Annotated in this window: 5 protein-coding genes and 1 pseudogene; 3 read left to right on the forward strand and 3 right to left on the reverse strand. The window is 51.3% G+C overall.

Annotated elements, in window-relative coordinates; all coding sequences use genetic code 11:
- Positions 1-102: 102 nt before the first annotated feature.
- Positions 103-557 (reverse strand): annotated as a pseudogene (locus tag PEH01S_RS33475) (arginase family protein); the annotation flags it as partial.
- Between the two features lie 270 nt (positions 558-827).
- On the opposite strand from PEH01S_RS33475, the gene PEH01S_RS35690 reads away from it, so the two are divergent.
- The 3 genes from PEH01S_RS35690 (at position 828) to hfq (ending at position 5,238) form a co-directional block, all read left to right on the forward strand.
- Positions 828-4,664: a CBM96 family carbohydrate-binding protein gene (locus PEH01S_RS35690; RefSeq protein ID WP_246063142.1), complete on the forward strand. Its 3,837-nt coding sequence runs from the start codon at positions 828-830 to the stop codon at positions 4,662-4,664.
- Between the two features lie 53 nt (positions 4,665-4,717).
- On the forward strand, positions 4,718-4,864 hold the full coding sequence (locus PEH01S_RS34945) for a hypothetical protein (RefSeq protein WP_164828133.1): 147 nt from the start codon (positions 4,718-4,720) through the stop codon (positions 4,862-4,864).
- Between the two features lie 149 nt (positions 4,865-5,013).
- Positions 5,014-5,238 carry an RNA chaperone Hfq gene (gene hfq / locus PEH01S_RS33485; RefSeq protein WP_127490375.1) on the forward strand — a complete coding sequence of 75 codons (225 nt, stop codon included), beginning with the start codon at positions 5,014-5,016 and terminating at the stop codon, positions 5,236-5,238.
- Between the two features lie 422 nt (positions 5,239-5,660).
- Here the strand turns inward: hfq and PEH01S_RS33490 are convergent, their stop codons facing one another.
- Both PEH01S_RS33490 and PEH01S_RS33495 read right to left on the reverse strand, forming a co-directional pair.
- Positions 5,661-6,818, reverse strand: a complete 1,158-nt coding sequence (locus PEH01S_RS33490; RefSeq protein ID WP_127490377.1) for a phytase — start codon at positions 6,816-6,818, stop codon at positions 5,661-5,663.
- Positions 6,819-7,305: 487 nt separating this feature from the next.
- The gene (locus tag PEH01S_RS33495; RefSeq protein WP_127490376.1) at positions 7,306-7,677 is read right to left on the reverse strand and encodes a hypothetical protein; all 372 of its coding nucleotides are present in this window, start codon (positions 7,675-7,677) and stop codon (positions 7,306-7,308) included.
- Between the last annotated feature and the right edge of the window lie 435 nt (positions 7,678-8,112).

The following is an 8,112-nucleotide window of genomic DNA, read 5'->3' on the forward strand; positions in this document are numbered from 1 at the left end:
AAAAGTGCTTCTGCAGGCAGCCACGCTGCGGCAGAAGCACTTTGCTTTTGCGGGATGCCGCCTGAACGCGTCCGGCGGCAAGATCGGCGATACGGCAGCCGATCACAAAATCTGCTCGCCAAGCAGGGAGGCGAGCAAATCGACGTCGAGCTGTGCCGTCTTCTGCCCCGTATCGAGCGACGGATTCACCTCGACCAGCTCGGCGGACGTCACGATTCCCGATTCGTGCAGCAGCTCAAGGACCAGGTGCGCTTCCCGATAGCTGAGTCCGCCTTTCACCGGCGTTCCCGTGCCGGGTGCTTCGACCGGATCGAGATCTCTTACCCCGAGAAGAACCGTGTGCTCCGGCCTGATCTTCGGGCTAAAGCCCCCGATTCGGGTCAGCCGTTCGTCGCCTTGTCCGAGACTTGCGGCGAGCGACATGCCGTGAATGTTGCCGGGTGGCGTCGTATCGGGCGTGTTCAAATCGGAATGGGCGTCGATCCAGAGCTGTGATCGCCCCCGAGAACGAGCGGGAAGCTTCCCTGCTGCATGATCCGGAAGACGCTGGCGGCCAGCGCTTATATTAGATTGTTTTTTTGTGCCGGCTTTCCGGTGGGAAGAGCATGGTCGCGAGGGCGACCTAAAGAAAACAACACTTCGCCTAGAATTTGTCGCTTCCTTATTCGGTGAAATGGGATTAAAACTTAATTAACAAAATATTTTTCACGCATCCCAGAAAATGGTTCATTATTCTCCGGCAAAAAAGGGGGGGAGCGCATACCATTTCCAATTCACGAAAAAGTCGGCAACTGCTCTTACCAGAAGGAGGACTGTTTATATTGGCAATGAAAAAAGGTTGGACATGGATGCTGAGCGCGGCGCTTGTCATGACTTCCTGGGGCTTTTTTTCGGCTTCGAAAACGGAGGCCGCCGGGGTTCACCCGTCGCTTCCGGATTGGTCTCATGCGGGCTATAAGGGCGGGGCGCCGCTGCCGACCGGAGGGACGGTCATCGATCTGACGGCCAAAGGCGTAAAGGCCAACGACGGCAAGGACGATTCCGATGCGCTGCAGGCGGTCATCGACGCGATCCGCAGCGGTTCGTTAACCGTGAACGGCGCTAAGGTCAGCGAGACGAACCGGGCCATTCTGCAATTTCCCGCCGGGGAGATCAATCTGAGCAAATTCATCCGGGCGGACGCCAGCTGGGTGACGTTTCGAGGCGCGGGCACCGATCCGGCCACGGGAACGAAGATCGTATTCAGGCCTGCAAGCACGTACGTATCGGACAACGGCCTGCCCGTCATCGACGGCAAGCTGTGGCCGGGGTACGGCGCTTTTCGCGTGGAAGACCGGGATAAAGATCCGGGTGAGCCCAACTATGAAGGCAGCATCAACTTTCATTGGAAATCCGGCGTCAAGGTAGCCAATGCCGGAGGCGGAACGAAGGGCGGCCATCAAATCAAGCTGGCAAGCGGAGGCGGCAAAAAATTCAAGGCCGGAGATACGATCTACGTCGGAGCGGCCAATACGGCGGACTTTTATCAAATGATGGGCGCGCCGCAACATTACTGGATCAACCAGCACATGCGCAGCCAAATGTTTAAAGTGACAAGTCTGAGCGGGGATACGCTGACGATCGACAAGCCGCTGGAGTTTGACATTCCGTACAGCAACGGCGGGGCGATTCTGGGAACAACCTACTACAGCAAGGTGATGCCGATCAAGCTCGTGGAAGGCGTCGGCTTTGAAAATTTTTATTTCACGCAAGATATCTCCTACACACAGTATCGCAACAAAAACGTTAACGATTACGACCCGGTCACCAATCCGAACGGCGTCGGCCTGAAATATACGAACGAGGCCCCGGAATACGCGATCCATGCAATTGTGTTTAAATGGGCGCAAAACGGCTGGGTGAAGGGCATCCGCACCTACATGACGGGCTCGCACCCGATTGTCACCGAATTTGCCAGATATATGGAGTTTCGGGATAACGTCATTTTCGGCTCGTGGAACAAAGGCAAAGGCGGCCACGGCTACTTCCGCGGCTCCAAATTGTACGACAGCAAAATTATGAACAATACGATCGACCGCGTCCGTCATCTGACGCTGCAGTGGTCGGCCACGGGCAACGTCGTTTCGGGCAATACGATGACGGTGGATATGAATCTGCACGGCGGCTGGGAGCGCCGCAATCTCGTCGAGAACAACGTCATCGCCGTTCCTTTCCGTCATCGCAGCTGGGGCGAGGGAGAAGGCGGCGCCGAGCCGGAAGGCGGAACATGGTACCCCATCTGGTACGGAGCGGGTCCGCATGCGTCCAAATGGTCGGGCTCGACCGGCGAGCAGAACGTGTTTTTCAACAACACGATGAGTAAGCAGGAGACGGAAGGCGGAAGCTACACGACGTATGCGCCTTACAACGACCCGCACCGGATCTATCAGATCGGCTGGGACGGAAGCAAGTGGGCGCACCTGGAGAAGCCGGCCGGGACGCTGATCGGCACTTGGACCGATAACGAGAAAGTGGACTATGCGCTCGCACCGAACAAAGGCGTCTACGACTGCTTGACGTTTTCCGGGAGCTCTTTGTTGGGGGGCGGAACGGCCGTATTGAATTGCAAGGGCAGCAATCCCGGGGATACGCAAGCGCCTTCAGTACCGGCGAATTTGACGGCAACCGGCGTCACGTCCTCCTCGGTGTCTCTGTCTTGGAGCGCTTCGACAGATAACGTCGGCGTCACGGGCTATGACGTCTACAACGGCGGAACGCTGGCCGCAACCGTAACCGGCACCGCCGCAACGGTCAGCGGGCTGAGTGCGAATACGACGTACACGTTTACGGTCAAGGCGAAGGATGCTGCCGGCAACGTATCCGCAGCGAGCAACGCCGTTAGCGCGACGACAAAGGGGGACACGCAGAACCCAGTGCCGGTGACGCTGACGGCAGCGGAAGACAGCTTCGTTCGAGGCGGTACGTATGCCAACGACAACTACGGCTCCTCGGATACCATGAGCGTCAAGCTGAGGGCCTCCAATGCCTCTTACGACCGTAAAGGTTACGTGAAATTCAATCTGTCTTCGATCGGCGGAAAGATCAACTCGGCGATCCTGAAGCTGTATGTCACGAATATTCATAGCAACACGTCGTCCTACACGCTGGAAGCCAGAGGGCTGCAAAATGACGCGTGGAGCGAATCGACGATGAACGGCGCGAATCAGCCGACGGAACCCGGCACCTCTGTAGGGACGGCAACCGTCAATCAAGAAGGCGTATACGTCAGCTTTGATGCGACCGCGTTTGTGAAAAGCCAATCCGATGGAGCCGTCAGCTTCCGGCTTGTAGGCTTGAACGAGGATTTGGGCGCCGATTACGCGACTAAGGAGCATGCCGATGCGGCGAGGCGCCCCGTTCTTGTCGTGAATGCAGAGGGGAGCGGCGGCGATACACAGCCGCCTTCGGTGCCGACCGGGCTGTCGGTTACGGGCAAAACCTCTTCCAGCGTGTCTCTCGCATGGAATGCCTCTACCGACAATACGGGTGTCGCAGCCTACGAGGTGGATAACGGACCGGCATTGGCTGCCACGGTAACAGGAACGACCGCGACCGTCGGCGGATTAAATCTGAATACGGCATACACTTTCACGGTCAAGGCGAAGGATGCGGCAGGCAACGCCTCCGGCGCGAGCCGTCCGGTCAGCGCGACGACGGATGCGGTCGGAGCCGGGTGCTCGGGCGCGTTAAATTCGACGCCGGCGATTCAAAACGCCATGAAAAATGCGAAGCCCGGCGATATCATCAGCATCGCTCCGGGAACCTACCTTGGCGACGTGTCGACGTCCGGGGATACGCCCAGAACACCGGATGATCCTTATGGGCCCGGACTGTTCTTTTCGCCGAAAAACGGAACGGCTGCCGCTCACATTGTGCTGAAAAGCTGCGATCCCGGGAACCGGGCGATTTTAACGGGAAAAGCGGTAAACGACGGGTCGTATGGCATTCATTTGACCGGGGATTATTGGGAAATCCGCGATCTGATCATTACGAATGCCCAAAAAGGGATTGTAGTCGATAACGGCAACAATAACCTGCTGAACAACGTTGAAGTGCACCGGGTCGGAGACGAGGGCGTCCATTTTCGGGACGGGAGCTCGTACAATACGCTGGAATACTCCAAGATTTACGATACGGGCAACTACCAGCCGGGGTACGGGGAAGGAGCTTATGTCGGCTCGGACGAGAGCTCGCCTTACGAGCATACCGTGATCGGGAATACGATCCGGCACACCGTCTTCGACGGCGGGATTACGGCGGAGCACATCGATATCAAGGAAGGCGCCGACGGCACCGTGGTCGAGCACTGTTATTTTAACGGAACCGGCATGACGGGCGACAACAGCGCCGATAGCTTCGTTGACGTGAAGGGCGTCAATTCCGTGATCCGTGACAACGAGGGCTACCGGAACGGGAATCCGAAGGTGGCGGATGCGTTTCAGGTACGGACACACGGCTCCAAGTACCCGACCGGAAAGGACAACACGTTTTATAACAATAAGGTGAATCTCGATAATGCGCCGGGATACGTTGTCTACGCCACGAGCGCCGCGACGGGCACGAAAGCGCACGACGACGTCAGAATCGGCGGCGGAAATCTATACAACAAAAATGTGAACAAGTAGAAGCGAGGAGCGGCTGTAGTTGGAAAACGAACGTGTGGGAGGAATGAGCATGATTGCGGCCAAGGCAAGACCGTAAAGAGCAAGCTGAAAAAGTGGTGTATCCCTCATTCGATTTGGAGGAAGATAAAGGCGCGGATTATGCAATCAAAGAACATGCGAATACGGCCATCGGTCCTGTTCTTGTCGTCAACGGAGGTTAATTCGGCATATCAACATGGAGGCATTCTCTCTTCGCGGGGGGATGTCTTTTCTATATGAATCGATCGCGCAATGCATTTACTATTTGGGAAATATAACCAACTATGTTAAAATAACAAGGAATCCTAAAAACATAGAGAGGGATATTCCAATGAACAAAGCGAAAGCAAATGAAACGGTACAGAGCAATTTCCTGAATACTTTAACCGAGGAGGGGATACCCGTTACCTTAATCACCAAAAATGGATTTCAGATGAAAGGGGTAGTCAAGTTTCATGATCAATACACAATTGTTCTGGAGGTGAATGGAAACGATACTCTGATCAACAAAGTTGCGATATCCACAATTATTGCAAGCAAGCGTGTGCCTATTTAACCGGTCATTTATTCATCAGATCCTATTCTATTCAACTTCGGCACAGCCTTTGAAGCCACTGCCCCTAAAAGGGGCTATTGTGTAAGGGAATGCAGATGCTACCAGCATCTGCATTCCCTTTTTTAGTTGTACATTGAACATACTTACAAGATGTAATTAGTCTGAAATGCCCATGAAATTCGACAAATACTTCCAATAGTAGTATTATAGATTCATGAAACGGATTGGGTGGTGTTTCTATGGAACTAATTTGGAATGTGATTGGGTTAGCTCTTCTAAGTTCAACTATATATTTATCTTTAAGAGTATTTTTTAAAAAAGTGGATTAAAACGATGCAAGTGCCGGGCGTACCCCATGATTGTTTCTTATGCAGCTTTATCACACCATTTACCGAATGGCGAAGGGGATTCGCGCATTTTGTTTAATCGTCCTGCCGGTCTTTCAGTTTCCTTGGATTCACCTCGTTATCGATATCGAGATCGTCTCCGAATGTTTTCTTGAACGCCTTGGAGATGGCATCCCATTTCACAAGCTTGAAATTCTGATTGATCACCGCGCCGTCCTGCAGATTTTGATCGTCCTGGGCAATAAAAATTCCTTTCGGATAAGCGTCGCCGAGTCCGAAGCTCAGAACGTCGATGCCGTCGGTTTCACTTGTGCCGTCGATCTTGGGGCCGTCCGCAATGACGAAGCTTCCTTTGTAGTCCGCGTCTTCGCGGTCGAACACGGCATAGCTGTTGCTGCCTTGACTCGAGGCAATAAGGTACCCGTCCCCGCCTTTGCCGTAATACAAGGTCAATCCTTCAACGTCGGCCGTCAGCCGCTTACCGTCAACCGCTGCGACCAGCTTGCGGGACTCACCGCCGTCCGGTTCAGCGCTGTATTTCCAGATGCCTGCCTCTTCTTCCGCGATGTACAATCGGCCGTATTCGTCGTCAGCGACCATTCCCTCCGATTGGGAGGCGAGCTGAAAGGCTCTGACCTTCCTGCCGTTCAAGGCGCCTTGACCATTATCATACAGCTCGTACTGCTCGAATTCCCCGGATTTACCGAGAACAAGCGCATAGAATTTTCCCGTTTTCAGGCTGTGATACAGACTAAACCCGTAAACCTCGCTCATCCCGGACACGATCGGCGTTCCGTTAATCTGCTTGAGCGCTCCGCTAGAGGAGTCAATGGCAAAAATATCGATGGTGTTCGTCGTCCGGTTCGTCGCTGCTGCAATGTCTACCTTTTTTCCGGCCAGAGGCACGCCGTAGCGTACGTCGATGTTGTTCATTCTGCCTACCGGATACGAATATTTTTGTTTGCCGTTCAGGTCATAGACTAGAATTCCGCCGTCTTTATTCGTGGCGATAATCTCGCTCTTCGACGGATCGGAAGGGTGTACCCAAATCGAAGGGTCATCGGCCGCATCGCTGCCGCTGCTTACGGCATCGGTCTCCGCTGCGGCAAGCACGCTGGCCCGGGGCTCGCCGGCTGCATAGGCATAGCTGCCGTATAATGATGTCGGGACTGCGGCCGGAAGTGCAAGGGCGAGGGCAAGAACGGCAACGACTGTGGACTTTGTTTTTCTCATCATGTTCACTCCATCCTATATTTTATAAATTTTCTATATTTAGGATAACAATAAAAGGTTAACGGTAGGTAAAGCGGATGTGAAGATCTTGTGAAACTTAGAGACATTCCCCCTTCGCGGGGGAATGTCTCTTTTCTTTGAATCGATGTAAATTTTGTGTACAGGCACTTTGCGCGGAGATTTCCGAGACCGTTATGATCGGCAAACATCTTAGGGGGCTGTTTTTCACTTTTCCAAGATAGCATTTCGCTACCGCTTGTTTTCACGAAACCTTTTCAACAATTTCATAGTATTTTCGCCTGTCCTGCACACTAGCAATCGGAATGAGGCCTGATATAGTTGCGAAGGAGATTTATAATTTTGATAGGAGGGGGAGTGCAGGAGAACCTGCAGAGAGTTGGTACGTACCAAAATTTCGATAGCATAATATATGATGATAAAAACAAAAAAAGGAAGAGACTTATTTTCTCTTCCCCATGGAAATCAACTATTTTTCATAGATAATTTCTCCGCCAATTAATTTTACACTGGAAGTCCTATTAGCGTTAACTAATCTGATTTTATACGTGCCGCTTGAACCTGCATCAGAAGGGTCACATTGCCAACCTGATCCTGTAAGTAACGGGGAGGAGACAAAATTATCATTTTTATCCCAGTATTGAATGTATAATGCAGCATCATTCTGTACTTCGACACAAGCAGCGCTAATATTTGTAAAGTATTTTCCACCATTTACCCAAATGTAATTACTGAAACTCGATTTCGGCAAAATATATTGTTGATGCTGAGCAAATGCCGAAGTTGCAAAGGAAAGTACAAGGGATAAGGAAATTAGACCGACTTTTTTTGATAGTTTCATAAATTCAAACCTCCCAAATAATGGTGAATCATATTTCTAAAATACCATTAATAGATTGAGATGTAAATATATTGAACTAATAAGGAGCGCATAAAATGAACATCACTTTCTTTGAATTGCCCAGCTACCCGCCTCTTCACTATGCGGCAATCCATCAAAATAAAGCTAAAAACTATACCGTAAATGTTATCGTGGAACCCTTATTAAATAAGGGTTTTTCATATTAAAATCTGTTCCAAATTTCATTTAATAAGCGTGCTTTATCAAGTGAAATTAATAATAATCAAGAAACGATATTGTGTATCGGTTTATAAAGTTTTATTGTGTTCTTTGGGATATATTAAATTCAAAAATAATAAATTTTGATAGGAGATAGATAATGTCTCAAAGACATCATTACATACCACAATTTCATAAGGGCAGGTACATTTTAGG

The organism is Paenibacillus ehimensis NBRC 15659 (assembly GCF_004000785.1).
GTDB classification, from domain to species: domain Bacteria; phylum Bacillota; class Bacilli; order Paenibacillales; family NBRC-103111; genus Paenibacillus_G; species Paenibacillus_G ehimensis.

Excerpts from the sequence above, each read along its gene's own strand:
- PEH01S_RS35690 (WP_246063142.1), top strand. The coding sequence starts at position 828 with ATGAAAAAAGGTTGGACATGGATGCTGAGCGCGGCGCTTGTCATGACT.
- hfq (WP_127490375.1), top strand. The coding sequence starts at position 5,014 with ATGAACAAAGCGAAAGCAAATGAAACGGTACAGAGCAATTTCCTGAAT.
- PEH01S_RS33490 (WP_127490377.1), bottom strand. The coding sequence starts at position 6,818 with ATGAGAAAAACAAAGTCCACAGTCGTTGCCGTTCTTGCCCTCGCCCTT.
- PEH01S_RS33495 (WP_127490376.1), bottom strand. The coding sequence starts at position 7,677 with ATGAAACTATCAAAAAAAGTCGGTCTAATTTCCTTATCCCTTGTACTT.